General features: G+C 63.6%; 21 protein-coding genes. 6 read left to right on the plus strand and 15 right to left on the minus strand.

What is annotated here, in order from left to right; genetic code table 11:
- Positions 1–311: 311 nt before the first annotated feature.
- Complete coding sequence (locus AC1DB0_RS27975; RefSeq protein ID WP_175168898.1) at positions 312–3,305, plus strand: autotransporter family protein; 2,994 nt, start codon at positions 312–314, stop codon at positions 3,303–3,305.
- Between the two features lie 186 nt (positions 3,306–3,491).
- Entirely contained in the window at positions 3,492–3,854 is a 363-nt protein-coding gene (locus AC1DB0_RS27980) for a DUF1294 domain-containing protein (protein ID WP_346553368.1), read from the plus strand.
- A gap of 7 nt (positions 3,855–3,861) precedes the next feature.
- Here AC1DB0_RS27980 and AC1DB0_RS27985 read toward each other — a convergent pair whose 3' ends face one another.
- From AC1DB0_RS27985 to AC1DB0_RS28015, 7 genes are all read right to left on the minus strand, one after another.
- Entirely contained in the window at positions 3,862–4,653 is a 792-nt protein-coding gene (locus tag AC1DB0_RS27985; protein WP_054422201.1) for a bestrophin-like domain, read from the minus strand.
- Between the two features lie 14 nt (positions 4,654–4,667).
- A complete protein-coding gene (locus AC1DB0_RS27990; RefSeq protein WP_476758411.1) occupies positions 4,668–6,305 on the minus strand; it encodes a sensor domain-containing diguanylate cyclase in 1,638 nt (545 codons plus the stop codon).
- 105 nt (positions 6,306–6,410) lie between these two features.
- Entirely contained in the window at positions 6,411–9,050 is a 2,640-nt protein-coding gene (gene ligD, locus AC1DB0_RS27995) for a DNA ligase D (protein WP_476758412.1), read from the minus strand.
- 1 nt (position 9,051) lies between these two features.
- Positions 9,052–10,026 (minus strand): non-homologous end joining protein Ku, encoded by a 975-nt coding sequence (ku, locus tag AC1DB0_RS28000; protein ID WP_476758413.1) that lies wholly within the window; start codon positions 10,024–10,026, stop codon positions 9,052–9,054.
- Positions 10,027–10,113: 87 nt separating this feature from the next.
- Positions 10,114–11,331: a PepSY-associated TM helix domain-containing protein gene (locus tag AC1DB0_RS28005; RefSeq protein ID WP_476758414.1), complete on the minus strand. Its 1,218-nt coding sequence runs from the start codon at positions 11,329–11,331 to the stop codon at positions 10,114–10,116.
- A gap of 34 nt (positions 11,332–11,365) precedes the next feature.
- A complete protein-coding gene (locus AC1DB0_RS28010) occupies positions 11,366–13,633 on the minus strand; it encodes a TonB-dependent receptor family protein (RefSeq protein WP_476758415.1) in 2,268 nt (755 codons plus the stop codon).
- Between the two features lie 304 nt (positions 13,634–13,937).
- Positions 13,938–14,387: a DUF6389 family protein gene (locus AC1DB0_RS28015; RefSeq protein ID WP_346553360.1), complete on the minus strand. Its 450-nt coding sequence runs from the start codon at positions 14,385–14,387 to the stop codon at positions 13,938–13,940.
- Positions 14,388–14,741: 354 nt separating this feature from the next.
- Between AC1DB0_RS28015 and AC1DB0_RS28020 the strand changes: the two genes are divergently transcribed.
- Together AC1DB0_RS28020 and AC1DB0_RS28025 are read left to right on the plus strand one after the other, a co-directional pair.
- On the plus strand, positions 14,742–16,037 hold the full coding sequence (locus tag AC1DB0_RS28020) for an APC family permease (protein ID WP_082386973.1): 1,296 nt from the start codon (positions 14,742–14,744) through the stop codon (positions 16,035–16,037).
- A gap of 18 nt (positions 16,038–16,055) precedes the next feature.
- Positions 16,056–16,970 (plus strand): SAM-dependent methyltransferase, encoded by a 915-nt coding sequence (locus AC1DB0_RS28025; protein ID WP_342065467.1) that lies wholly within the window; start codon positions 16,056–16,058, stop codon positions 16,968–16,970.
- 146 nt (positions 16,971–17,116) lie between these two features.
- On the opposite strand, the gene arsH is transcribed toward AC1DB0_RS28025, so the two are convergent.
- Together arsH and AC1DB0_RS28035 are read right to left on the minus strand one after the other, a co-directional pair.
- On the minus strand, positions 17,117–17,875 hold the full coding sequence (gene arsH / locus AC1DB0_RS28030) for an arsenical resistance protein ArsH (protein WP_447577826.1): 759 nt from the start codon (positions 17,873–17,875) through the stop codon (positions 17,117–17,119).
- 33 nt (positions 17,876–17,908) lie between these two features.
- Positions 17,909–18,220: an ArsR/SmtB family transcription factor gene (locus AC1DB0_RS28035; RefSeq protein WP_175168906.1), complete on the minus strand. Its 312-nt coding sequence runs from the start codon at positions 18,218–18,220 to the stop codon at positions 17,909–17,911.
- Positions 18,221–18,388: 168 nt separating this feature from the next.
- On the opposite strand from AC1DB0_RS28035, the gene AC1DB0_RS28040 reads away from it, so the two are divergent.
- Positions 18,389–18,886 (plus strand): Rrf2 family transcriptional regulator, encoded by a 498-nt coding sequence (locus tag AC1DB0_RS28040; protein ID WP_476758797.1) that lies wholly within the window; start codon positions 18,389–18,391, stop codon positions 18,884–18,886.
- An 81-nt stretch (positions 18,887–18,967) separates the two neighbouring features.
- On the opposite strand, the gene AC1DB0_RS28045 is transcribed toward AC1DB0_RS28040, so the two are convergent.
- From AC1DB0_RS28045 to AC1DB0_RS28070, 6 genes are all read right to left on the minus strand, one after another.
- A complete protein-coding gene (locus AC1DB0_RS28045; RefSeq protein WP_476758417.1) occupies positions 18,968–20,275 on the minus strand; it encodes a type II toxin-antitoxin system HipA family toxin in 1,308 nt (435 codons plus the stop codon).
- Positions 20,276–20,290: 15 nt separating this feature from the next.
- A complete protein-coding gene (locus AC1DB0_RS28050; RefSeq protein WP_054422185.1) occupies positions 20,291–20,635 on the minus strand; it encodes a helix-turn-helix transcriptional regulator in 345 nt (114 codons plus the stop codon).
- A 123-nt stretch (positions 20,636–20,758) separates the two neighbouring features.
- A complete protein-coding gene (locus AC1DB0_RS28055; protein ID WP_054422451.1) occupies positions 20,759–21,697 on the minus strand; it encodes a S66 peptidase family protein in 939 nt (312 codons plus the stop codon).
- A gap of 192 nt (positions 21,698–21,889) precedes the next feature.
- Positions 21,890–22,615 (minus strand): RNA pseudouridine synthase, encoded by a 726-nt coding sequence (locus AC1DB0_RS28060; protein WP_175168909.1) that lies wholly within the window; start codon positions 22,613–22,615, stop codon positions 21,890–21,892.
- Between the two features lie 143 nt (positions 22,616–22,758).
- Positions 22,759–23,895, minus strand: a complete 1,137-nt coding sequence (gene ydiK, locus AC1DB0_RS28065; protein WP_476758418.1) for an AI-2E family transporter YdiK — start codon at positions 23,893–23,895, stop codon at positions 22,759–22,761.
- Positions 23,896–24,337: 442 nt separating this feature from the next.
- Positions 24,338–25,423: a DNA-binding protein gene (locus tag AC1DB0_RS28070; RefSeq protein ID WP_441372183.1), complete on the minus strand. Its 1,086-nt coding sequence runs from the start codon at positions 25,421–25,423 to the stop codon at positions 24,338–24,340.
- Positions 25,424–25,665: 242 nt separating this feature from the next.
- Between AC1DB0_RS28070 and AC1DB0_RS28075 the strand changes: the two genes are divergently transcribed.
- Positions 25,666–26,745 (plus strand): site-specific integrase, encoded by a 1,080-nt coding sequence (locus AC1DB0_RS28075; protein WP_441372182.1) that lies wholly within the window; start codon positions 25,666–25,668, stop codon positions 26,743–26,745.
- The last annotated feature ends 99 nt before the right edge of the window (positions 26,746–26,844 follow it).

Consider the following 26,844-nt stretch of genomic DNA (forward strand, 5'->3'; position numbering starts at 1 on the left):
CCTTCATTCAAATAAATTTTGTTTTTTAATAATATTAAATGTATCGATTCATGCCATTTTTATTATGCGGATGGTATCCAGATAACTAGTATTAAAAATCGGTTGGTATCCAAATTTCCTAGTTATTTCAAAGGGATGGTATCTGTTAACCCGTATTTTGTGCTGTAAACAAATTGGTATACATTGCGTCCTTTTTTCGACGGCGCGTTCCATTTATTCGCCTATTTCGCCGTAACGCAATTATACGTTTACAGCGATTTAGTAATGCGTGGGCGCCGAGTTTAATAATCAGAAGATAGAGGACTCACGTTTTGATCAATGGCACGAAGAAGTGGCTGACAGCAACGCTCGCTTTGAGTAGCACGTACTACGGCGGCGTCATGGCGGCGGACATGACGGTTACGCAAGGTAATACCCAGGTGTTCGATGGTTCGGTGAACTATCCCGGCGGCGTCGATGTGAACGGCGGCACGCTGGTGATTGGCGGCAATGGCGGCGGCGCTGGCGTTGCCGTCACGGGTAACGTCAATGCCGCGTCGAACGGCACCGTCGCAGGCTTTGGCCGGATCAATGGCGACTTGAACGTGTCGGGCAACTCGCGCGTTGCGCCGGGTTATTCCGTCGGCACGCCGACCGGTGTGTCCAACGGCAATCTGGTCGTGAACGGCAACCTGTCGATGAACAATGCCGAATTTGCATTTGAAACCGGTTACGCCGGACTGCCGATTACGCAACCCGGCACCGGCGACAACATCACCGTTGGCGGCAATGCAGCCATCAACAACACCACGTTGAACGTCACCGTCAACACGCTGGGCGTCAACGCGGGCTACTACCGAATTCTGTCTTACGGCGGCACGTTGAGCGGCAACGGCCTGACGTTGGGCACGGTAACGGGCGACTCGCAGCCCGGCGCCACCATCCAGTCGCTGACGGGTGACAAGCAGATCAACCTGATCCTGGGTCCCAGCACGACCAATTTGTGGAACGGCAATGGTGTGGCGTCCGCGACCCGTTCGGGCGGCGGCGATGGCACCTGGACGGCGGCCAGCACGAATTGGAACAGCCCCACCAACGCCACGGGCGCCCTCCCCGATGCCGGCTATGCCATTTTCACGGGCGCGGCCGGCACGGTCACCGTCGACGGCAGCGCCGGCCCGGTGCGCGTATCGGGCCTTCAGTTCGCCACTGACCGGTATCGCCTGCAAGGCGCGCCCATCACGCTGGTTGGCAGCGGTGGCAACCCGCCGGCCATTGTCGTGGGCGACGGCACGTATGCGTCCGGCCAGTTCGTCGACATCATCGACAACCCGCTGCAAGGCACGCAGGGCTTCGTCAAAACCGGCCCCGGCTCGGTCATCCTGACCGCCGACAGCAGCGGCCTGACCGGCCCCATCCTGATCGCCGACGGCGCGCTGGAGATCGACGGCAAGCTGAACGGCCCCATTGATATCGGCCGCGAAGTGGTGCTGGCAGGCGTTGGCCAAGTGGGCACCACCACGCTCTACCCCACCGCTGTCGTGTCGCCCGGCAACGATGGCTCGCCCATCGGCACGCTGACCGTCAACGGCAACATGACCTTTGGCGAAAACACGATCTATCGCGTGCATGCCGACCCGGCCAGCAGCGCCAGCGACCGCATCCACGTCACGGGCGTCGCCTACCTGGATGGCACGGTGGCGCATGTGGGCCCCGACGGCAATTACGCGCCGCGCACCACCTACAACATCCTGACGGCGGACGGCGGCGTGCAAGGCACGTTCAAGGGCGCATCCAGCTCGTATGCGTTCCTGACGCCCACGCTCAGCTACGACGCCAAGAATGCGTTCATGACGCTGACGCGCAACGACGTGCCGATCGGAAGCATCGGCGGCTCGGACAACGCGAACAACGCGGGGAATGCGTTGGATCAGCAAGATCCGCCCGCGACCGGCAACGGATCGTCGTCGGCTGGAAACGGCTCGGCGTCTACGGGGAATGGGTCGGCCTCCACGGGTAACGGCTCCACGGGTAACGGCTCGACGTCGACGGGTAACGGCTCTGCCACGACCGGGAACGGATCGACTTCGACGGGAACGGGGACGACCACCGGGACCACTGGCACGACTACTGGCACGACCACCGGAACGACCACCGGAACGACCACTGGCACGACGGCGGGGACCACCCCTGCACCCACCACCGGATCTTCCGTCGTCGCAAGCGGCAGCGCAGCGGACAAAACCTCTGGCGCCAGCCAGGTGACCGCGGCCGTCCTGACCATGACCCCGGGCGAAGCGCGCTCGGCGCTGTCGATGCTGTCCGGCGAAGCCTACGCCAGCACGACGAGCGTCTTGCAAAGCCAGGGCGACATGGTGCGCACGTTGCCGCTGTCGCACTTCCGCGGCAACCTTGACGCCCCGGTGCTTGCTGGCCGGCCGACGGCCCAATTGGGTGCGCCCTCGGCTGACGCGCTGCCGCAAAGCGGCGCCTCGCCCGTTTGGGCGCAAGCGTTCGGCAATTGGAGCAAGTTCGGCGGTGATGGCAACGCGACAAGCGTCAGCCAATCGGCGGGCGGCATTTTCATTGGCGGTGATGGCGCGGTCGGCAACGGCTGGCGCCTGGGTGGCGCGTTGGGCTACATCGGCAGCCACAACTCGATGGCCGACGTGTCTTCACGCACGAATGTCGACAGCTACACGGCGGCGTTGTTCGGCGGGCGCAACTTCGAGGCTGGCGCGGGCCATATCCGCTTCATGGCGGGCGCGGCCTACACCTGGCACGAGATCGACGCGAAGCGCGATGTGGTGGCGGGCAGCCTGAATCAGCAGCTCAAGTCGTCCTATAACGCATCGTCGACGCAGTTGTTCACCGAACTCGGCTACAACGTGCCGCTGAACGATGTCACCAGCATCGAACCCTACGCCGGCCTGGCGTGGAACCAGCTGCGCACGCGTGACTTCAAGGAGTCCGGCGGAACGGCTGCGTTGCATGGGTCGAGCAGCACTGACGACGTCACCAGCACCACGCTGGGCCTGCGCGGCGCATGGCAGTTCGGTTCCGACGTGGCGCCGGGCCGTCTGACCGCATCGTTGGGCTGGCGCCATGCCATGGGTGATGTGAAACCCAAGCAGGAATTGGCGTTTGACGGCGGCAGCACGTTCTCGGTGACGGGTGTGCCCATCGCACGCGATGCCGCTGTGGTGGGTCTGGGCGCCGAAATGGCGATCACGCGCAACACGACGGCGGGCGTTTCCTACGACGCGCAGTTCGGCGGCGGCAACCGCCAGCAATCCGGCGTGTTGAAGCTGGCCGTGCGTTTCTAAGCAGACGCCAACAGGCAAGCAGGCGTCGTGTTTGCGGCGTCTGCTTGCAAGCGGCGTGTTTGCGGCGTCTGCTTGCAAGCGCCAACATCGCGGCTCGCAGCAAGCACGCGTCATCATTGGGGCGCCTGCCTCGGCCAGCCCTTGCGAGGATAATGGCGGCTCTTCACATCAACTCGGACTTTCCGGATGCTGATTGCGCTGTTTGTCTTCGCTTACGGGCTGGCCGCTTACTTTTGGGGCGTGCCGCTGTGGGTCGGGCTGGCTTATGTGGCGCTTAGCCTGATCACGTTCGCCGTGTACGCCTATGACAAGTCCGCGGCCAGGGCCAAGCGCTGGCGGATATCGGAACGGACGCTGCATGCGTGGGCGCTGGTCGGCGGTTGGCCGGGCGCGTTGCTGGCGCAGCAACGACTCCGGCACAAGTCCGTGAAGCCCAGCTTCCGGGCGTGGTTCTGGGTCACGGTCGGGCTGAACGTGGCGGCGTTTGCGGGCTTGGCGTCGCCCATCGGCCGCACACTGCTTGGCCGCCTGACGCCGCTGCTGGCTTGACTGCCCCCTACTTCGAAACCCCCTCTGCCGCGCTACCCATCGCCTGCCGTTGCGACAGCAGCAAGGCGTCGCTTTGGTCGATGCGTATCGCCCCGATACGCGGAAATTCGAAGTCAACAATGATGTACAGCGCCACCGCCATCACCAGCGCGTAGATCATCTGGTGCAGCAAGGTGTCGCGCTTGGCGCCGGCCAGGTTGATGCCGATCAGGCACGCGCACACCAAGGCGAGGAAGCCCAGGAACAGATACGTGACGATGGGCGGATGCACTTTCTGCGCCACGGTTTGCGCCGTGGCCGAGTCGAACATGTCATTGACCGACGCGATGTATGACGCGGCGAACGGTGGCACGGCGTGCTTGCTGGCGGCGATGGAGCTTTTCCAGATCTCGTTCTGCAGGGCGCCCACCTTCGTGGCGATGGCGTCGCGGTGCTCCAGGTCGGCCACGTGCTTGTAGTAACTGACCCGTTCGTCCACGTAGCGCCGGAATTGGTCGCGCAAGAGGGGCTGGTCGTCGGCATTGAGCAAGTCAATGCGCAGCCACGCCGTGCCGATCGCGTTGACTTCGACAACCAGCAGGTTGCGCCGGTCGGCCATGCGTTGGGCCGCGCCCGAGAACGTGAAGGCGATCAGCAAGCCAAGCAATGCGAACACCGAGGCCTCAATGGCCGCCGACCCCGCCGTGCCTTTGTCATCGCCGGCGTGCCGGCGCCCCAGGTATCGCCCCACGCGGATCGCGCCAAGCAACAGAAAAAAGAAGACAACCGCCGCGCCAACCAGAACAAATGAATAGTTCAAAGTGCCACCTACGCTCAGCCTTCGTTGATCGGACTACCCTCTTCCCACAGCGTGACCCGGTTGCGGCCTGCTTCTTTCGAGGCATACAACGCCAGGTCAGCGCATTTGACAACAGCTTCGGGTGAATTTCCATGCTGTGGCCATAACGCCACGCCCACCGACACCGTGACGTGGCCCACGCCCTCCGGCATCGGCTTGGCGGCCACACTTGCCCGGATGCGTTCGGCCGTGTGCATGGCCACGTCGGCCGTGGGCGCGTGAACAATCACCACGAATTCTTCGCCGCCGATGCGAAACGGCCGGTCTTGCTGGCGCACGCTGCTGATCAGCGTATTCGCCAATGAAATCAGCACCTTGTCACCCACCGGGTGGCCATGGACGTCGTTGACCTGTTTGAAATGGTCCAGATCCAGCGCAATCACCGCAAAGGGTGAACCGGCAGCCACCAGTTCGTCAAAGCGCTGATCCAGGGCGCGGCGGTTCATCAGCCCCGTCATGGGATCGGTCATCGTCTCTGTATTCAGCCGCCCCACTTCGCGCCGATGCTGCGCCAAGGTGGCGACCAGCGCCTGCCGCAGTTGGTCCGCTTCGTCGTACCAGGTCGTCAGCGTGCTGGCGCGCGGGTCTTGGGCATCTACGGCTTTGGAGCTGGCCAGGGCGCGCGTCAACCGCGTCAAGGGGTGTGCGATGGCGTACGCCAATGCGCAAACCAGGATCAAGGTCAGGACAATGGCGGGGATGGCAAGCCGCAATGATTCGGCCAGCAGCGATTTCACCGGTGACAAAGCCTCGTCAAGCGGCCGTTGCATGACGACGGCCCATTTGCCTTTGGTGATGGGCGCATACCCGGCAAGCATCGTGCTGCCCGTGGCTTCTTTGATTTGCGCGGAGCCTGGGCCAGAGGTCGGCGAGATGTCGGCCTTGATCAGGCTGAGCACCGACGGGTCTGGTCCGCTGGTCTGGTGGCTATAGAGCACCTGCCCGTCCACGTTCACCAAATAGACGTCTGTGCCGTCGGCATAGGCGTGTTCACCGATGAGCTTGTCCAGCCGGCTGCCGCGTTCCAGGATGACGACCGCCGCAACAAAGCCCGCGATAGCGCCTGCCGGGTTGACGATGGGTTCCACCAGCATCAGCGCGGCGCGTTGGTCTTCGCGCGTGCAGCAGGGCATGACCCAATCCGCCCGCCGGCGTTCTTTCATGCCCAATTCTTGAAGTGTTTTCACGCCGGACAACACCGCCGACGCCTGGCCCGAATGCGCGATGACCACGCCGCTGGCGTCCGCAAGCATGGCGGCGGAAACGCCCTGGGTCTGGCTGGCCAGACGCGACAATTCCGTCACTGCCGCCGCCCCTGCGTCCGATGAGACTGACGCGGCCGGAGAGGTGGCAGATGGTGTGGCCGAGGACGGGACTGACGCGGCCGACAGGCGGCCCGCACTGGCCGTCAGCTGCCGGTGCACCGAATCGATATACAGGTTGATGAATTCGGCCAGCTTTTCCGAATAGGCCAGATTGGATTCCAGCGAATTCTTGACCACTTGCGCCTTCTGCACCTGATAGCCGGCGTAGAGCGCGTTGAAAAAGCCGATGGCCACGCTGAAGATGGCCAAGGCGATCAGTACCGTCAACAGCCCTACTTTTCTTTTCATCGGGAAGCGTCCTACCCGCTAGCTGCCAGCGTGCAGAATACAGAATCGATGAAACAGGGTCTAGGCCGGTGGAGCGGGTGACTTGGGCGGGTTCACTTGGGCCCGTCACTTGGCCGGATCGAACTCCACCGCCGCCATCGCGCGGCCCACCGCCTGCGGCGCGTAGCCGTCCCACGGGGTGTTGCCCGCATCCAGCCGCGTATGGATATTGTTGATGGTCCAGTGCGAGCTGCTCTTCAAGTCCGCCAGTTCGTCCCAGGCGACCGGCACCGACACCCCCATGCCTGGCCGGGCGCGGGCCGACCAGGCGGCTACCGTTGTGGCGCCGAAGCCGTTGCGAAGATAGTCGACGAAGATCTTTCCGACCCGGTTTTTCGGCCCGCTCTTGGCGACGAATATCTGCGGCAAGGTCGCGGCCATATGCGCCACGATGCGCTGCGAGAACGCCTTGATGGTGTCCCAATCCTGTTGCCGGCGCAGCGGCACGACCACATGCAAACCCTTGCCGCCGCTGGTTTTCAACCACCCTTGCAGGCCAATCTCTTGCAGCATCGTGCGCATGAGCTGCGCCCCCTGTTGCACCGCGGGCCAGTCCACGCCTTCGCCGGGGTCCAGGTCGAACAACATGCGGTCGGGTTTGCTGATGGCGGTTTTCACCGCATTCCAGGTGTGGAATTCCACCACGTTCATCTGCACGGCCGACATGATGGCTTCGGCCGTAGGCACTTCCAAGAGCGGAGGATGATCAGGGTCGAGTTTGGCCGGCAGGGATTTGACGCCGGGCATGGCCGCTTCCAAGTGCTTCTGGAAGAAGAAAGGCGCGCTCAGGCCGCCGGGCGCGCGCAGGAATGACACGGGGCGGTCTTTCAGGTGCGGCAGCAGCAAGGGCGCGACGAGTCTGTAGTAGCGGGCCAGGTCCAGCTTGGTGATTCCGGTGGACGGGTCAATCACCCTTTCGGGATGCGTGAGCTTGGCGGGCTTGGCGCGCGGCGTGGCTGCGGTTCGCGGTTGAGCGGATGTTGCGGCCTTGCTGGTCTTGTCTGCGCGGCTCGTTTTGTCTGCGCCGCTTGTCTTGGCCGCCTTGCTGGCTTTATCCGCCGGGCCGGCTACCGGACGTTCCCGAGTTATCTGCCGTGCCGGTTTGTCGTCGCGCAGTCCCCGGAACACCGAGTGCCGGATATGGCCGTCGCTGGTCCATTCGCCAAACGACACCTCGGCGACGCGTTCCGGCTTCACCCAGTGCACGCCTTTCGCCTGTCCGCCTGACACGGGTTTGTCGTGGGTTTCAATGCGCGCCAGGTCCTTTTGCAGCGCGATCAGCTTCGCCCGGTCAAAGCCCGTGCCGACCTTGCCCGCATAGCGCAACGCGCCATCTTCATCGTGCACCGCCAGCAGCAGCGCCCCCAACCCTTCGCGGGACCCTTGCGGCGCGGTGTAGCCCACGATCACAAATTCCTGGCGCTTGGCGCATTTGATCTTCAGCCAGTTGTCGCTGCGCCGCGACACATAGCGCGACGACAGGCGCTTGGCGATGATGCCTTCCATGCCCATCTTGCAGGCGGACGCCACCAGACTTGCGGGCGTCGCGTTGAAGGCCTCGCTGAAGCGCAGGTGGTCGTCGTGCGATGTTTCCATCAACTGCGCCAGCAACGCCCGGCGCACGTGCAGCGGTTCGTCCCGCAAGTCGCGCTGGCCAATGAACGGCAGGTCGAAAGCGTAGAAGATGATGTTTCCGGTGCGGTCGCCATCGAAGGCGTTTTGCAAGGCCTGGAAATTCGGCACGCCGTTCTCGTCCAGCACCACCGCCTCGCCGTCCACCCAGGCGCATTTGGCGGGCAGCTTGCCGAAGGCTTCGGCAATATGCGGCAGCTTGGACGTCCAATCATGCCCGTTGCGGGTATACAGCTTGACGTCGTCGCCATCGATGCGGACCAGCAAGCGGTAGCCGTCGAACTTCAATTCGTACAGCCAATCGTCGGACTCGGGCGGCGCGCCGTCGATCAAGGTGGCCAGTTGGGGTTTAAGCGACGCGGGCAAGGCAGCCGCGTGGCCGGGCAGCCTGCCCTCTTCTGCGGCGGGCTTGGACTTGGACTTGGAATCGGGCACGGCGTCAGGTTTGGAGTTCGGCTTCGCCCGGGCGTTGGCCTTGCCCGTCGTTTTGCCCTTCGCCGCCTTCGCCCCTTTGTCCCCCTTTGCCCTTAATGGCACGACGCTGTCGGGCATCTCATCCACCACGCTGAAGTCAGCCTCGGCGCGCGCGAAATCGTCGCGGTCTTTGATCAGCAGCCAGGGCGGCTGCTTGTCGCTTTCCTTGCCCTTCATTCGAACCAGCGCCCATCGGCCCTGCATTTTCTTGCCCTGCAAGTCGAACTTCAGGTGGCCTTCCCGATAGCCTTTGCGGGCATCACCCACGGGGACCCACACGCCTTCGTCCCAGATAATGACCTTGCCCGCGCCGTACTGCCCTTCGGGGATCTGCCCTTCGAACTGGTTGTAGGCGATGGGGTGATCTTCTACCTGCACCGCCATGCGCTTAACCGACGGGTCGTAGCTGGGCCCTTTAGGCACCGCCCAGCTTTTCATCGCCCCATCCAGTTCCAACCGAAAATCGTAGTGCAGCCGGCTGGCCCAGTGTTTCTGAATGACGAAGGCGCGCGCGCTTTCATTGGGTTGGCCGCCTTCCGCCGGTTCAGACGTCACCTGAAAATTGCGCTTGTTCCGATAGGTCTTGAGCGAATCGGCCATGTCACGCCGCCTTGAGAGACTTCGCCGCGGTTTTCTGGGCGGGCGCTTTCTTTGCGGCTGCCTTTATTTCAGCTGTCTTATTTGCAGCTTTCTTATTTGCAGCGGTCTTTTTTGCGGCCGTTTTGCCAGAGGCCGCCTTCTTCGCCGCCGGCGCCTTCTTGGCGGCGGGCGCCGTCTTCTTGCCGCCCTTCAAGCTGCGTTGCAGCAACTCGGTCAGGTCGATGACGTTGTCCGCATAGGCCGGTGATTCTTCCTGCGGTTCCAACACCGTCTCGGTCTTGCCCGCTTTCACCTTCTTCTCAACCAGCCCCATCACGGCGGCCTTGAACTCATCCTTGTATTCCGTCGGGTCCCACTTGCCGGACATGTCATCCACCAGCATCTTGGCCATCTTCAGTTCGCTGGCGCTGGGGGTCATGCCTTTGGCGCCGGACTTGGGCAGCTCCAGATCATCCATCGATTTGACGTCGTCGCCCCAGCGCATCAGGTTCAGCACCAGCGCATCGCCCGACGGAATCAGCGCGGCCAGGTGCTGCTTGGTCTGGATCACGACCTTGGCGATGCCGATCTTGCCGGTCTTGGCGAGCGTGTCGCGCAGCAAGGCATACACCTTCTGCCCTTTATTGATGGGCGCGACGTAGTACGGCCGTTCCAGATACACGAACGGCACGTCCGCCATGTCCACGAACTGTTGTATTTCAATGGTTTGCGTGGTGCGGGGGTAGGCGTCGGCAATCTCTTCCGGGGAAATGATGACGTACTGGCCGTCTTCGTATTCCACGCCCTTGACGATGTTGTCGCGGTCGATTTCCTTGCCGGTGCGCTTGTTGATGCGCTTGTAGCCCACCGGGTCCATCGAGCGCTTGTCCAGCCAGTCGAAGTCCACGCCGGACTCGGTGGTCGCCGTGTGCAGGCCGACCGGTATGTGGACCAGGCCAAACGAAATGGCCCCTTTCCAGATGGTTCTTGTTGCCATGATCAGCTCCTCTTATTAGAGAGTGATCAGCAAATAGTATTCCTGCGCGGGGTCGGTGCGGGCGGCTAGGGGCCGGTCTGCGGGCGGCTAGCCGGCGGTCTGCGGACGCCCTGCCCGCTTGATGGCCCGCCGTCGCCACCACAGCCAGGCGCCACTGATGCCCAGCCCGCCCAGCGCCAGTCCACCGATTGCCACCGCCGTTTCCAGCGCGACCCCACCTAATTCACCCGTATGCAGCGGATAGATCACCGCCGTGGCGCGGGCGCCCGGGTCCAGCTCGTTCCAGCGATGTACCGCCAACACTTGCGCCGTGCGAGGGTCGATCCAGACCGAGGTCATGCCATTGGGATGCGGATCATCGGCCAGCATCATCCGGAATCGGGTGGGCGCGCTGGCATGAGGCGGCACGACGATATAGCCGATGGGCGGCGCGTCGGGGAATTGCGCAACGGCGCGGACCGCCAACTGATCCAGCGTCCAGGGGGAACCGCCGGCCGGTTCGCCAGCCAGGGGCGGCAGCTTGGGCGCCTTGACGGGGGTTGCGCCGCTTAGCCAGGTGACGGCCGCGCCCAGCGGCCGCCAGGCCATGTAGGCGCCGGTTGCCACCGACACCGCAATGAGCAGGCTCAACGTGGCGCCACCAACGCGATGCAGATCAAACAGCGACCGCAGCAAGCCCCGGTTCAACGCAATATTCCAGCCCTTTGCCCAATGACGCGGCCACCACAGGATCAGGCCCGTGATCAGCAGGAAGAGATAGGCCAGCGCCACCCAAGCCAGAATGGCTTTGCCCGTGCCGTCCAGGTACAGCGCGCTGTGCAGCTTGAACAGCACGTTCGCCGCGCCCTCGGCGTCACCGCGCCGGCCCTGCTCGGCTCCCGTGGCGGGGTCCAGGTACAGCGTGCCGCGCCACGAACCGCGTACCCGCACTTGCAGCGTTTCGCCGGGGTTGCGGGCGGGCCGGAATACCAGGTTGGCGCCGTCGCCGAATTCTTTCCGGACGCGGCCCAACACGGTATCAAGGGCTACGGGGGCTTGCGCAGGCGCGATTGCAGATCGGACGTCGGACGAGGCTTCGGGCCGGACGTGGGACTGCGCCTCGGGGCGGATGTCGGACTGCGCTTCGGACCGGACGTCGGACTGCGCATCGGGGCGGACTTCAAAGAGCTGCGGGTTCGCCCAGCGGTCCAGCGCCGGCGTCACCACAAGCGCCGCGCCGGACAAGCCGGAGAAGATCAGCACCCAGCCGGCGCTAAGCGCCAGCCAGCGGTGCACCCGCAGCCACACGCCGCGCAGGCCCTTCATAGGAAGGCCCCGTTTTCGATTGTGCGGGCGCGGTTCAGAATGCCACCGACGCTTGCAGGTAGACGGTGCGCGGCTGGCCCACGAACTTGCCGCCGTTATTGTCGGTGGAGCGCGTGTAGTAGCGGCGGTCAAATAGGTTCTTGATGCCCACGGCCACCTTCATGTTGTTCATTTCCTTGCCAAAGTCGTAGCCCGCGCGCACCGCCACCGTCGCAAAGCCGGGGATGTCACCCAAGCGGCCGCTGGCGTCTTCCTCGGTAACGTAGCCTGCTCCCGCATCCGGAGAACCGGGCGAATGTTGTTTGGATTGCGCGAAGACGTCGGCGTTGAACGTCCAGCGCTGCACCGCGTAGCGTGCACCAATGGAGGCGACCTGGCGCGAATACAGCGGCAGGTCGCGCCCTTCGAAAGCGCCTGCCTTGGCGATGGCTTGCGTGTAGGTGTAGGTGGCGTAGACGGACAGGCCGCGCAAGGCGTCGCTCAGGTCGCCCAGGTCGTACCGCAAGGCGGATTCCAGGCCACGATGGCGCGTGGCGCCCAGGTCCGTCCACATGCCCTCGCCCACGATGGAGCGCGTCAGCTGCAATTCCTTGTCGAAATCGATATTGAACAAGGTGAATTCGCCGCTCCAGGCCTCACCGGCAAAGTGCGTGCCGATTTCATAGGTCTTGGCCGTTTCCGGGTGCAAGCCTTCGGTGGTAGACGCCAACTGGCTGTACTGCTGCGGCCCGAACGACTTGCCGGCGTTGGCGAACAGCGACCATTTTTCATCCACGCGGTACAGCACCGACAAGGTTGGCAGCGTCACGCGCGAGTCGATCGACGGCGACAAGGCGCTGGTGACCGCGCCCGTGGCGGTATTGAAGTTGGTGACGTTGTTGTACGTGCTGATGCTTTCAAAGCGCACGCCGGGGGTGATGGTCCATTTGCCGATGTCGATACGGTCGTCGATATAGAAGGCGTGGGCGGTGGTGCCGCCGTCGCTCGTCTGGTAGGTCGGCATCTTCAGGTCGAAGGCGTCGCCACCGGCCGCCGGGTTGTAGTACGCCGTGCGCCCCGCCACTTCCGAGCTGCTTTCCTTCAGGTAGCGGTAGCCCACGCTGATTTCCTGCACGAACGAACCCGAATCAAACAGGCGCGAATAGCGCGGTTCAAACCCGAAATAGTGGTAGCTGCGGGGGGCTGAGGTCAGGCGGAACTGGTTAGCCGTGGCGCCGGTTCCGGCTTGTTCGATGTCGCTGCCGCGATACGAGTCCACGTAATACGTCAGCACTTCGAAGTTGTTCACGCCGTCGTTATGCGTGTACTTCAGTGACCCGTCCGTGCGGCGGCCGGTGAATTGGTCGTACTGGCGGGTGGATTGGAACGGGTCTTCTGAGTATTGCGCGGTGGTCAGGCCGCCCGGCATCCGGCCTTTGCCTTCGAAGTGGTGCAACGAGACGGCCACGTTGTCGGTCGACGAAAAGCGATAAGCGCCTTTCAGGATCACGTCGTCGATGTCGGTGGAATCGTTGCTGGCCCGATAGCCGTCGCCGTGCGTGCCCGAATACAGCAGCGCGCCGCCCAGGCCTTGGTCAGTGGTGCCGCCCAGGAACAGGCTGGGCGTGGTCTTGACGTTGCCGCCGTGGCTATAGATTTCGCTGCCTACGTTCAGGCTGGTCGTGAAGTCCGTCGGAATCTGGCGCGTCACAAAGTTGATGATGCCGCCCACGTTCTGCGGGCCGTAGCGCACGGAGCCCGCGCCGCGCACTACGTCTACCGACTCCAGGTTGCCCAGCGACACCGGCGCCAGCGACAACTGCGGCTGGCCGTAAGGCGCATAGGCCATCGGCACGCCGTCCATCAAGATGGTGGACCGGGGCGACAGGCGCGACGTCAGGCCACGCACGCCCACGTTCAGCGACACGTCACTGCCGCCGGTGCCGTTGCTGTCTTGCACCTGCACGCCCGGAATCTGGCGCAGCACGTCACGCACATTGCTGGACCCGCTTTCCACGATCTGCTGCTGCTCGACGACCGTGCGGGCGCCGGGATGCGACAACACCTTTTCTTCGGTGGGCGTGCCAAGCCAGTCGCCAGTTACGGTGACGGCGGCCAACTCCCCTGCTTCGCCGGCGGCGGCCGCTGTGGCCGGTACGGTAGCAGATGCTGTAGCAGATGCTGTAGCAGATGCTGTAGCAGGCCCCGGGGCCGTCTGCGCCTGAGCCAAACCGGACAGACCAGCCAAGGCGGCGGCAATCGCCGCGGCGCGGCGGTTCAGCGGGAACGATGCCCGCGCTTGCTTAAGGTTGGCCTTAGCCATCTTGCTCTTCTCCAGACGCCTGCTGAGACGTCACCACAGGTAGCGGTCATCCTCAGTGCGACAGGAGGCAGCAAGAGTCAATGACACGACAGCCGGACACCCAGCGTCCGACTCCGGGCGGGAGTATAAATAGGATCTATTTGCAAGTAAATAGGCGCCAAAATGGTTGCCGCGTTAAGCGAAATTGGCGCCTGGCTTGGGTTTCCGCTGAATGCAGAGGCAGCTGACGGGGCTGTTTAGGCTCCAACGGCGGAGCAACCGCGTGGCAACTTTTGGGGCAACTTTTGGGGCAATTGCAGGCGAACTACGGCTTCAATTCGCGCGGCAAGGTCTTGCCCGCGTCGTCATCGCCGTAGACCAAACCGGGCAACGGCGACCTTCCCTTCCCCGCCTGTTCCCACAGCACTTCGATCCAGTCCGCTGCCGTATCCGCAATGGCGTCATGCACGGCAAAGCCGGTGCTGTCGGGGGCAAACTGCGGCACCGCCGGGCTAAGGCCCTTGCTGGTGTGGCGGACATCGAACAAGGTTCGGTGGGCGTCCACCGCCTTGTTCAGCACATACAAGTCGGGGCCGTCCAGGCTGATGACGACCGAGAACGTGCCCTCGCCGTCCTGGTCGGGGAATATGCCAAATTGAATTTCGCGGGCTTTTTCCGGCAAGGCGGCAATCAGCGCAGCCAGTTTTTCTTGGGCGCGGGAGGTGTGCTGGTCCAGCACGCGGCGAAGTGCGATTTGGTAGTCGTGTTGATTCATCTGGAAATTTTACGGGTGGAGATGGCTAAAAAATACTTCATAAAGCACTTTAACTACATCACTTTAGGTGTAGGGAGTTTTATACGCTAAATCAAGATGTTGCATTGCATTTGTGAAGTCATTTATAGATGCCGCGCGCAATGATCGTTCGATAGGTTTGGACTTTCCCGGGAAAACCCGCAGAAACTTTTCTGCTTTCGTTCGGGTCGCTAATGATTCAGGTTAATGTCAGGCGCCTTCTCCGGCACGCGCCGCGCCTGTGTCCCGCCGCCTATCCGAGAGCCTCCGATGACTATCTCCTCCTCGCCCGCCGCCCACACCGAGGTGGAGGACCCGCGCGCCGGTTTGTCAGTCATGGACGCGATCGTGGTCTTGGTGGGCGTGGTGATCGGCATCGGCATTTTTGGCTTCCCGCCGCTGGTGGCGCAGCATGCCGGCTCAGAAGCCATGTACATCGGCTTGTGGTGCGCCGGCGGCCTGGTGATGTTGGTGGGCGCGCTGTGCTACGCCGAATTGGGCTCGGCGTACCCCGGCGCAGGTGGCGAATATCTGTATTTGACTCGGGCCTGGGGCTCACGCGTGGGGTTGATGTTCGCCTGGGCGCGGTGCACGGTCATCCAGACTGGCGCCATCGCCGTCGTCGCCTATATCTATGGCGATTACGCCCAGCGCTTGATGCCGTTGGGCGCGCACGGCCCGGCGCTGCATGCCGCGATTTCCGTGGTCGCCCTGACGGCGCTGAACGTGATCGGCACGAAACACTCCAAGCGGCTGCAATGGGTATTTACCGTGCTGACGCTGCTGGCGCTGGGCGCCGTGTTGATCGCCAGCCTGTCCACCACCACCGACAGCACAGCCTTGGACGCCGCGCCCGCCGCGCTTACCGGCAACCCCGCGGGCTTGATGGGCATGGGCATGGTGTTTGTGCTGCTGACCTACGGCGGCTGGAACGAAGCGGCCTACCTTAGCGGCGAACTGCGCAACCCGGGGCGCAACATGAGCCGCGTGCTGCTCATCGGCACGGTCGTTGTGACGGGTGCGTATGTCCTGACCAATCTGGCGTTGCTGGAGATTTTCGGCCTGCAAGGCCTGCGTGACACGCCGGCGCTGGGCGCAGACGTCATGCAATTGGCGGCCGGCCCCTATGCCGCGGCCTTGCTCAGTTTGATGATCTGCGCGACGGCGTTAAGCACCATCAACGGCACCATCATCACCGGGGCGCGGGTGTATTACGCGCTGGGGCGCGACGTGCCGCGGCTGCGGGGATTGTCTGGCTGGAGCGCACGCAATGCGACCCCGGTTGCGGCGCTGTTGGCGCAAGGCGCGATCACGCTGGCGCTTGTGGCGCTGGGCGCCTTCAGCCAGAACAGCGTGCAAACCATGGTGGCGTATACCGCGCCCGTCTTCTGGATCTTCATGCTGCTGGTCGCGGCGTCCGTCTGGCGATTGCGCCAGATAGACCCGGATCGCGCCCGGCCGTTTCGCGTGCCGTTGTATCCGCTGCCCCCGCTGCTGCTGGCCCTGACGTGCGCCGGGCTGGTCTATTCCAGCGCCGTGTATGCGGGCGCTGGCGCGTTGATCGGGCTGGCCGTGCTGGCGGCTGGCGTCCCCATGTTGCGATTGCTCAAGCCTGCCCGGCTGCCGGGCTAACCCAAGGAACCTTCCATCATGAAACCTTCGACTCTGCCTCCCTACTCCGCCCGCCCGCCCGTTGCCGGCGTCCAGCGCGCTACGCAGACGCGCACACGCATGATGATGGTGGCCACCGCCATGGCGCTGTCGCTGGCGTTCGTGGCCGCTGCCAACGCCCAGCAGGCGGCCAAGACAGAGGCTAGGACAGTCACTACGACAGACGCCAAAGCGTCCGGCGACTACGTGCCCGACGTGGGCCAGGATGGCAAAGACGTCATCTGGGTGCCCACGCCGCAAACGCTCGTGGACAAGATGCTGGACATGGCCAAAGTCACGCCGCAAGACCGGCTGATGGACCTGGGCTCGGGCGACGGCCGCACCGTCATCACCGCCGCGCAGCGCGGGCTGACCGCGCAAGGCATTGAATACAACCCGGATTTGGTAGAGCTGTCGCGCCGCAACGCGCAACGCGCGGGCGTGGCCGACCGGGCCACCTTCGTGGCGGCCGACCTGTTCAAGACGGATTTGTCCAAGGCCGACGTGATCACCATGTTCCTGCTGTCGACCATCAACGAGAAGCTGCGCCCCACCCTGCTTCAGTTGCCGCCCGGCACCCGCGTGGTGTCAAACACGTTCCGCATGGGCGATTGGGAGCCGGATGCGGCCGAGACCGTCACTAAGGAGTGCTCCACCTATTGCACGGCGCTGCTGTGGATCGTGCCGGCCAAGGTCGACGGAAAGTGGGAAGTTGATGGCCAGACGCTGCATCTGACGCAGCACTACCAGATGCTGTCGGGCAAGCTGGGTTCGGCGGATATCTCGGACGCGCGCCTGGACGGCAAAGCGATTTCGTTCGTGGCCAACGGCGTGCGCTACACGGGCGAGGTCAATGGCAAGACCATGAGCGGCAGCGCCGCCGGCAAGGGAAGCTGGACGGCCAAGCGGATATAGGAAATGGCGCGAGGCCAGGCCGCGGATTACGAGATGAAAGCTGGAGGTGAACGCAGGCGGCGGCTGTGTAAGAGGTGAAAGCTAGCGGCGAACGCAGGCGGCGGCTGTGTAAGAGGAGAACGCTGGCGCTGAACGCAGGCAGCGGCTTAGATTGCCGCCTGGCGCACGCGCTTGGACAGCGCTTCGGCAGACTCTTTGCGTTCGCTATAGCGATCCACCAGATACGGCGAGACATCGCGCGTCAGCAGCGTGAACTTCACCAGCTCTTCCATGACGTCGACGATCCGGTCGTAATACGCCGACGGCTTCATCCGGCCGGCGTCGTCGAATTCCTGCCATGCCTTGGCCACCGACGACTGATTCGGAATTGTCAGCATGCGCATCCAGCGGCCCAGAATGCGCATCTGATTCACCGCATTGAACGATTGCGACCCACCGCTGACCTGCATCACCGCCAGCGTCTTGCCCTGCGTGGGCCGCACCGCGCCTAGCGTGAGCGGAATCCAGTCGATCTGCGACTTCATCAGCCCGGTCATCGCGCCGTGGCGTTCCGGCGAACACCAGACCATGCCTTCGGCCCATTGCACGGCATCGCGCAGCGCCACCACTTTCGGGTGATCTTCTGGCGCGTCGTCCACCAGCGGCAAGCCAGCGGGATCAAAAATGCGCGCTTCCGCACCAAAGCGCTGGAGCAAACGGGCGGCCTCTTCGGTGGCGTAGCGGCTGAATGAGCGCTCGCGCAGCGAACCATACAGCAAGAGGATGCGCGGCGCGTGGGTGGACCGTGGACGGTCGAGGGCGGCTCCGATGTTGCTATCCACATGCTCGGCAAGCAGGTTTGGCAGATCGGACGGGGAATCAGTGGGGGAATCCGCCGGAGATACGGATGGGAAGGAAGACGGCATTTGCATTGATGACAGCTTTTGATTCAGGGAAATTCAAAGGGAAACGTCGGGGCCGCAAGGTGCGCCCTGGCAGCAATGTTCGGTCAGATACGCCAGCAGACCGTTCATCTGCGGGTACGCGGCGCGGTAGATAAGGTTTCGGCCCTGCTGCTCGGCCGTGACCAGGGCCGCATGCGACAACTCTTTCAAGTGGAACGACAGCGCATTGCGCGCCACGCCAAGCTGGTCGGCCAGCACACTGGGCGTCAGGCCCTCGGGGCCGGCAACGACTAGCGCGCGGAACACACGCAGGCGCTGCACATGGGCCAAGGCGGCAAGAGCGGATACGGCTTGATCTTCAGTCATGCGTGGATAATACAACGATTATTGAATCAATGAGAAGCGCTTATTTAGCTTGCGGCTGAGGGGTTGCTTGGACGCTGATGGGCGATGCACTGCGGGGGGTGGTGCCGCTAGTGTTCGATCGCCCCTTGCGTTTGACCCTGCCCCAGCTCATGCAATAGCATGCGTTGCATGAGACGAGACAGCAAACTTTCCGGTGTCCTCCACGTGTTGCTACACATGGCCGAAGCGCCCGGCCCCATGACCTCCGAAGACCTGGGCCGGGTCATGCAGACCAACCCCGTCGTTATCCGCCGCATCATGGCGGGCTTGCGCGAACAAGGCATGGTCCGATCGGAAAAAGGCCACGGCGGCGGATGGACCATCTYGTGCGACTTCAACGACGTCACGCTGCGCGACATCTACGAAGCGTTAGGGTCGCCAGAGATCTTCGCCATGGGCAACCGCAGCGAATCCCCCGGCTGCCTGGTGGAAGCCGCCGTGAACAAGGCGCTGGACGGCGCCTTCGAAGACGCGCAGGCGTTGCTGATGGAGCGGTTTGGCGGCGTGACGCTGGCCGCCCTTAGCCGGGATTTTCACGAAGGCATGGTCACGCAAGGACGCCGCATCGACTTCAACGCCATCCATGCGAACGACGGTGAAGGCGCCGCAGCGGAGGCGTCGTCTTAGGGCGGGTTCCTGATCAGGGTGCAGATCAGCGCCCAGATCAGCGCCCAGATCAGCGTACAGACCAGGTTCCAGGCCACTTTTTTAGCCTTGGACGCGCCACGCCGCCAGCGTCGTTTCCACCAGCTCGATCTCGCGCGGCGGCATACCAGCCGCCTCGTAGTACCGCCGGCGTTGCGTGACGACGTCGCGCACCGGGTCCAGGATGGAACGCGCAGCCGCTTCCGACCGCAGGCCGAAGCGCCGGTACTCCGTCAGGCAATTCTCGAACGTACTGTCCCGGCCCGCCGCGCCAATATGCAGGTAATGCTTGGCGGACCCTTCCTGCGTCACCACATCGAATAGCGGCGACAAGCGGTACGTGTGCGCGCCGTCATCCTTCAGAAATCCCACGTTCTTCAGGTGATCATCGGTGTTGTGCACCGCCACGTTCAGGATCATGCGGGCGTATAGCTCTTTCAGATCCTGCACGGGGTTCGACGACACGCGGCGCACCACGTCCGCCAGGCGCGCATAGGAATAGGTCGCCTTGCCGCGCGCGCCGTCCAACTCGCGCTTGCCAATCTGTACCGATGGGCTGATCAGCGACGCGCCGCTCAGGAAATGGCGCCGGGCGACAACCGGGTCGGCGCCGCTGGCGGCAGGCAGGCGCTGGCGGTCAAAGCGATGCGTCAACAGCACCGCGCCCAGATGCGTTTCGGTCAAACGCACCTCGGGCACGGTCAACCCGATCTCGCGCGCCATCTGCAAATTGGCGAACTCCACGCGCTGCCGGTCGTAGGAATCGCCCTTGCGCGGAAACTTGGCGATCCACATTTCGCCGTGTTCGTCGCGAACAATCGTCTTTGGCCGCGCCCCGCCGATATCCCAGGAACTGCCCAGAATGTCGCGGTACAAGCCTTTGGGTTTCACACCTTGGTCGATATCTGTCAGCAGATCGGCCAGCGATTCCACCTGGCTGACTTCAGGCAGCCGGTAGGTTTTGCGCATGTTCGGCGTGAGCAAACGCGCGCTGAAGAACAGCGCGCCCACGCCCATGCCGCGCCCGCGCAGCAGGACTTCATCTTCGGTGACGCGCGCCCCCGCTTTGTCGACGCGCATGACGTTGCGCCCCCACGCGTCCGGCGCGGCGTCGAAGATGGCGCCCAGCGTTTCGTAGCGGCTTTCGGTGCGAAAGGTGGTCTTGGCGTCGATGAGCGGCAGATTCAACGGGTCCAGCGCAAAGGCGCGGGGGTCGTTGACGTAGGACTGCACGTAGGTGAATTCGGCGAAAAAGTGGTTTTCGTCGGTGTCGTCCAGCGTCAGCACGCCGGCCAAGACCGCTTCGCCGCGTATGTCTACATAGACGAAGAGTTCGCTTTCAACCGATTTGTGCTTGCGGGAACGTGCCATGGCCGGGCCCGGGCGTTACAGCTTGGCGGGGTCGGCGCGATGCGTTGGCAACGCCCCGCCACTGCCCCGGCTGGGCCGGCGCATTGCATCCAAGCGCTTGCCCACCCCGTCTTCTTCTGGGTCGGCCAGCGCAAACACCTGATCGCGAAAGCCGTATTGCAGCAACGCTTCGACGGCAAGCGCCAGCGATACGCCGCCGTCGCCACGTTCCAGCCGCGCGATGGTGGCGCGCGACACGCCCATCCGGCTGGCCAGCGTGGTTTCGGATTCGCCCCGGCGAAGGCGAGCCGTGCGCAGGTTGGCGCCCAGGCGGACCAGCGCCTCGGCGGCATCGAAGCTGGGTTCTATCTTCTTTTTCATGGGTCAATAATAGAACCGTGCTGCGCGAATTGCACGATTAATGACGCATTCTCAACAACTAAATGCATCATTAATAGATCATTAATATGCTCTATGCGCTATTAATGATGCATAACGCGAAGGCTACACCACCACCGCCTGATCCAGGCGCAATGCCCCGCGCGCCGTGTCGAGCGTGACGCGCGCCCCCAGCGGCAAGGTCAGATTTGGGTCGCCGTGGCCACTGGGCCAGCCGGCCAGAATAGGAATTCCGCGCGCGCGGAACTGGTCCAGGATCAACGGATACAGCAGGCCTTGCGCCTGCGCATCGTCCATTTGCACGCCAAGCCGGGTGAAGTTGCCCACGAGCAGGCCTTTGACGCCATCGAATTTGCCGGCGGCGGCCAACTGGCCCAGCAGCCTGTCCACGCGCGGAATCGCTTCGTTGACGTCTTCGATGAACAGGATTGCGTCACGCGTGTCGATGTCGTTGCGAGTGCCGATCAGCGCGCCAATCAACGCCAAATTGCCCCCAATCAAGCGGCCGCTGGCCACGCCCGGCACAAGCTCAGTCGGCAGCGAGTTCATCGGGGGCGTGATCCATGCGCCCTTGCCCATCTGCCCGGTGACCATCGCGAACAAGGCGGATTCCGTGGGTTCGCGTTTGCCGGCCAAGAGGTCTTGCGCCAGCATCGGCCCGTGAAAGGTCACAAAGCCCGCATGGCGTTGCAGCGCGAGGTGCAGCGCGGTGATGTCGCTGTAGCCAATGAAGGGCTTGGGATGCCGCCGCAAAAGTCCGAAGTCCAGCTGATCCAGCAAGCGCCACGAGCCAAAGCCGCCTTGCAGACACCACACCGCGCCTACGTCGGGATCTTCGAATGCCGCATGCAGATCGGCCAAGCGGTCGGCGTCGCTGCCGGCCAGATACTCATACGGCACATCCTGCCGCGTGCGGCTGGCAGGCATGACTTGCGCCACAAATCCGCGCGACTCCAACCATTGGGCGGCATCATCGCTGGCATTAAGCGCCGCCGAAGCCGGCGCCACAATTGCCACTTTTGCACCCGGGCGCAGGGCCGGCACCGCCGCCGCTCCCTTGCCATTGGCGGGCGCAGGCGGCGTTGGCGGGGCCTGCCCCTTCACGGGGGCGCGACCGGGGCCAGCGCAACCAGCCAACGCCAATGCCGACAGGCACAAGACGCCCGTCTGCTTCAAAAAGCGGCGACGGCTGTGATCGGAACGTTGCGTAGGCTCGCCAGGCAAGATCATGGGCACTTAAAACCGTTCGTAGTCCAACCGATAGCGCCATTGACCAACCGCCAGCCCCGCCAGCGGCAAGCGGCCAATGCGGATGCGGCGCAGCGCCTGCAACTGCAGGCCCGCCGTGTCGCACACAAATTCAATGAAGCCCGGCAACGGCGTTTTCAGTGCAAAGCGCAGGTGGGTTTCGTTCTGCCAGCTGACCTTCATTGGCGTCGCGGCGCGCCCATCAAACGCCAGCCCGCGCTGCAACCGCGCAAGATCGCCTTCGCTCAATTGCCCGCTGACCTGCGCGATGTATTCCTGCTCAACCAGCTTGCCCTCTTCCACCAGCTTGCGCGACACGGCGTATTCCTGCGTGTACACGACGAGGCCGCTTGCGGCGCGCTCAAGCGGCGTCACGAGCTTCAGCCCATTGAACATGCGCTTCAGATAGCGCTGGCTGGCGCGGTCGCCCGGCATCTGGTTCTTGGGAATGATCAGGTCGCGGGCGGAACCCGGTTCGTTGTCTGCGTAGGTGCCGGCGGGCTTGTGCACCAAAAACGTCACCGGCTTCATGTCTTCCAGCTTCGCACCGGGCAACAGGCTGATGGTTTGGCCCGGCGCCACGCGAAAGCCGGGCTCTTCGATGGTTTTGCCGTCCACGGCGACCCAGCCGCCTTCGATATAGCGTTCGGCGTCACCGCGCGAGCAGTTCTGTTCCGCGGCCAGCTGCTTGGCCAGGCGTACGCTTTCGCTCATCGGGCCCCCGCCTGGAATGCGGGCGCTGCCGGGGTGAAAAGGAATTCGGGCGCGCTGTCAGCCAGCGCAGTCGGGTGCATCGTCATGTATTGCCGGGGTGTTGCAAAAAAAGCGGGCGTTGCGCCCGCGGTGTCAGACGAATGTTACGCCTTTTCCACGGGCGTTCCCGGCAACGCCGGGTCGGCCACGGTGGGAATTGCGGTGAACTCTGCGGCGGCATCGTCAGGCGGCGGCACCTCGTTGATCCAGGCCGTCAACAGCGTGGACGTCACGGCCAGAATGACCGGCCCGATAAACAGGCCGACAATGCCAAAGGCGAACATGCCGCCCAGCACGCCCGACAAAATCAGCAGCATCGATAGATTCACGCCGCGTTTGATCAGCAGCGGGCGCAGCAGGTTGTCCAACATGGCGACCAGCACCGCCCAGATCAGCAGCAGCGTCGCGGCCAGTTTCATATCGTTCTGGAACAGCCAGATGACCCCGCCCAGCATCGGCAGGAACGGACCCAGCTGCGCCAGGCACAGCATCACCATCAAGGCAGTCAGGATGCCGGCAGACGGTACGCCGGCAATCCACAAGCCCACACCGCCCAGTGCGGACTGAACCACGGCGGTCACGACGATACCCAGCGCCACGGCCCGGACGGCGGCGCCCGCCAGCCGAATGGCCGCCACACCGCGCATACCCGCCAAACGGTTGGCGAAGCGCCTGACGAAGTCGGCCGCCATATCGCCTTGGGCGTACAAAATGCCGGAGATGACGATGGTGACCAGCATGTGAACCACAAACACGCCGACAATCGCGGCGTGCCCCAGCAGCCAGCGCGCCGCGGTGGTCAGATAAGGTTCCAGCCGTGCCAGCAACCCGCCCGCGCCGGCATCGGACAAGGTCTGCCATTCCTGCGCGATGCGCGGACCGGCAATGGGAACGCTGCGTATCCAGCTCGGCGGCGCAAGCAGCGCATAGTCCGGCAGGCTCTTGACGGCGGCCATGATTGCGCCGCTATGTTCCGCCAGCGTTGCAATGACTTGATAGAGCGGCAGCACGATCACGAACAGCAGGATCAGCAGCATGAACACAGTGGCCGCCCAGCGCCTGCCGCCGCAACGTTCCTGAATGGCCAGCATCACTGGCCAGGTCGCCACCACAATCGTGGTTGCCCAGATGAGGCCCGGCAGGAAGGGCTGCAACACGTACAGGCTGCCCACCATCAAGGCGGCCAGGATGACGATAAGAAGCAGGATGCGGGCTAGATCGACGTTCGGACGTGGGTTCACCCGGTGCTCCTGGCAAGGCATGACGCCCCGCGTGATGGCGCATCGCCAGGGTTGGGCGGCTGCCCAAGGCGCCATGGGATGCGATCTTTCGAATTTATCCGAATTTTGCTCAGACTTGTACTAGTTGCGCGCCGGGACAGGCACGCCGTTTGCTAAGGGCAGATGCCGCTGAACGCGAATTGATTGAGGATGGCGACGGCGCCGGGTTCTCCGGTGGCTGCCTTCCGGGCGGCGCATCTCTATGGAGGTATGCCATGAGGCTCCTGACCACTACCGGCTTATCGTCGGCCATTTTGCTGGCTTTTGCGCTGGCCGGCTGCACGGCACCCAGCTCGTACAGCTCCCCGCAACCACGCTCTAGCTCCAGCACTGATACACGGAATCACGCCAACTACCACGCCGAGAACTTCGGCGAACCTGACAACACGCCATTTCAGGGTACTTACCCGGGCCGTTGATCGGCATCCGCTTGAGCGGCGCGCGCGGCGGCGTTCTCATCCAGAGCGCTACGCGCCGCCGTATTCTGCTGCGCCAATGTCATCAAATGGCGCGTCAGCTCGCCCACTTGCGCATCCTTTTGTTGTAGCTGAAGCAGCAGCGCGGCCGATTGCGCGTCGGACGCGGCCGCCCGGGCTTCCAGCGCCTGTTCCCGCTCGCGTGCGGACGCCAGCGCGTCACGCGCCACATCTTGACTGACCTCGTGGCGTGCCTGCGCCGCCTGGATTTCTGTTCTGAATTCGGCTCTGACCCGCTGCGTCTCCTGCTCTGCCGCGCGTTTGCCCTCTTGCGCCTGGGTTAGCGAGGTTTGCAGCTGGCTGATCTGCCGTTGGCTGGCGATTTGGGCCTCGTCGAACCGCAATTGCAGCTTTTTAGCGGCCCCGCGCTCGGCATCCAGCTCGTTCATCCAGCGTCGTTCGTGTGCGGTGTGCCGAGCCTCTACCGCCTCTAGCGCCTGGGCGTGCAGCCCGCGCATCTTCTCGGCTTCGGTCAGCAGCGTCTGAACGGCGCCGCGCGCGTCTTCCAATTGCAGCCGGCTTTGCTTGAGCTGTTCATCGCGTTGGCGCAACAGCTGCTCCGCCGCCTGAAGGCGATCTTCGGTGGCGGCCAGCTGTGCAGTAGCCAGCCGCAAGCTTTCCTGCAAATCCTGTTCACGATTCGCCAGCTGGAGCTCACGCTGCTGGAGTTGTTCGGCCTGCCCCGCCAGTCGCTCGCCCTCTTCCGCCAGTTCTTCCCAGCGCTGCCGATATGAATCGGCTTGTTCGGCGCGCGCTTCCGCCAAGGCGGCTTCCCAGAAGTGGGTGGCGGCCTGCGTGATGGGGTCGGGGATGGCCGGGGCGGCGGCAAACGCGCCAGGGTCTTTGATTCGGGCGCCCAGCGCGCGGAACCAGGTTTCCAGGTGCGGGCTGACGGTGTTGGGCGAGCCCCGGCCAATTTTTTGCCTGACCCGTTCGATGGTGGGGCGCGCGCCTTCCAGCAGCAAGGCGTCGGCGGCCGTCCAGACGTCGTTTTCCGTAATTCCCGTGGCCATCGCCGTCACTCCCTCGTTTATCGTCATTTGGGTACTGAATTAGTCACGATAATGGAATCTTATCGTGATCTATTTCTTATGAGTGTTAGATATCATACAGCACACATAATAATATGTATGAAATAGGCACATCGCACGATTTCAGAACGAATTCCCTCGGAATTGCGGCCCCACCCCAGTTGCGCGGCAATTCCGTATAGTTCTGGCTTCGCCTGACCCACCCCTGAAGCCACCCTTCCCCCATGCAGCTGAAATTGCTGGCCTCGCTGCCCTTGTTGGACCCGCATGCGCTGGATGTACAGGCCGACGCCGCCGTGCGCAGCCTGATGCGCGAAGGCAGCTCGGCCAACACCGCCGCCAGCTACCGCGCCGCCGTCCGCTACTGGACGGCCTGGTTCGAGCTGCGCTACGGGCAGCGTTTTGCCCTGCCCTTGCCTGAGGCTGCCGTCATCCAGTTCGTGGTCGACCATGCGCAGCGCACGACGGATCACGGCCTGAAATGGGAGCTTCCGCTGGCGTTGGACCAGGAGCTGGTTCGCCTGAAAGCCAAAGGGCGGCTGGGCGCACCCAGTTTGAATACCTTGCTGCAACGGGTGTCTGTGCTGTCCAAGGCCCATGAATTGTTGGGGCATCCGAACCCTTGCCGGGCCGCGACCGTGCGCGAATTGCTGGCCAAGACGCGCCGCGCCTATGCCCGCCGCGGCGTGGCGCCGGCGAAGAAGGAAGCGCTGACCCGCGAACCCTTGCAGGCGATGCTGGCCACTTGCGACGACACCTTGCGCGGCATCCGAGACCGCGCGCTCTTGTTGTTTGCGTGGGCCAGCGGCGGCCGGCGCCGGTCAGAAGTGGTGCGCGCCACGGTCGAAAACACCGTCCGCACGGCTGAAGGCTTTCTCTATACGCTGGCGCAATCCAAGACCAATCAGTCGGGCGCGCGCCGCGCAGACGACCAGAAACCGATTGTTGGCAGCGCCGCGCAGGCGCTGGACGCCTGGCTAGCCGCCAGCGGCATTCAACAGGGTCCGATCTTTCGCCGCGTGCGCCGGGGCGATGTGATCGGAGAGCCGCTGGCGGCAGCGGCCGTGCGCGACATCGTGCTGGAACGCTGCAAGCTTGCCGGGCTGGAAGGCGAATTTTCCGCGCACAGCCTGCGCTCGGGTTTCGTTACCGAAGCTGGCCGGCGCAACATTCCGCTGGGCGACACCATGGCCATGACGGGCCATGCCAGCGTCGCCACCGTCATGGGTTATTTCCGGGCGGGGGCTGCGGCCCAGTCTCCCGCTGCCCGCCTGATGGACGAAGCTGAGCCAGACGACCTATAGATGTGCGCCGCGCCTGCCGTAATACGATGACGCCTTTTCCTTCGCCCTCTTTGCGCCGCCCACATTTACGGTGCGCCCCTCGCCCGCCCAAGTCCTAGC

Source organism: Achromobacter sp. 10T422 (assembly GCF_056394065.1).